We start from the raw sequence: 958 nt of genomic DNA on the forward strand, positions 1-958 counted from the left end.
GCCAGTCGATGGTGAGGCCGTGGGTGTGTGCGTGGGCGAGGGCGTGGGGGAGGTGGTCGCCGTGGTCGCGGCGGAGGGTGGGGAGGATGGCGGTGGGGGTGGGGTGTTGGTCGAGGGTGTGCTGGATGCCGATGGTCAGGACGGGGTGGGGGCTGGTTTCGATGTAGAAGCGGTGGCCGTCGTGGTGGAGGAGTTGGACGGTGTCCTGGAAGCGGACGGGGTTGGCCAGGTTGTCGTACCAGTAGTGGGCGGTGAGGGTGGTGGTGTCGATGGGCTGGGCGTGGAGGGTGGAGTAGAAGGTGATGTCGGCTTGGCGGGGGGTGATGCTGTCCAGGGCGGTGAGGATGGTGTCGCGGAGGGGTTCGATGTGGGGGCAGTGGGAGGCGTAGTCGACGGGGATGGTCTTGGCGCGGATGTCGCGGGCTCGGCAGTCGTCGACCAGGGCTTTGATCGCTTCGGGGGTGCCGGAGATGACGGTGGAGGTGGGGCCGTTGAGCGCGGCGATGTGCAGGTCGTCGTGGAGGAGTTCGTGGACGTGGGTGGCGGGGAGGGGGAGGGAGGCCATGGCGCCGGTGCCGGCGAGGGCGGTGATGGCTTGGGCGCGGCGGATGACGGTGCGGGCGGCGTCCTCCAGGGTGAGTGCGCCGGCGGTGTAGGCGGCGGCGATTTCGCCTTGGGAGTGGCCGACGACGGCGTCGGGGGTGATGCCGTGGTGTTGCCAGAGTGTGGCCAGGCCGGTCATGACGGCGAAGAGGACGGGCTGGATGACATCGACCCGTTCCAGCAGTGCGGGATCGGGGTGGGTGAGGAGCTGGGTGAGGTTCCAGTCGTCGGTGTAGGGCGTGAAGGCGTCCGTGCAGGCCTGGATGTGGTCGGCGAAGACCGGCTCGGTGGCCATGAGGTGCTGGCCCATGCCCGGCCACTGCGAACCCTGCCCGGGAAACACAAACACCGTCTT

At 69.0% G+C, this 958-nt stretch carries 1 protein-coding gene; it reads right to left on the bottom strand.

The features are described 5' to 3' along the window. Nucleotides 1-913, bottom strand: a 913-nt coding sequence (locus ACTWQH_RS32760; RefSeq protein ID WP_443290455.1) for an acyltransferase domain-containing protein, incomplete at its 3' end; no start/stop codon positions are given. Between the last annotated feature and the right edge of the window lie 45 nt (nt 914-958).

The sequence above is a fragment of the Streptomyces sp. 6N223 genome, from assembly GCF_052246635.1.
Lineage (GTDB): Bacteria > Actinomycetota > Actinomycetes > Streptomycetales > Streptomycetaceae > Streptomyces.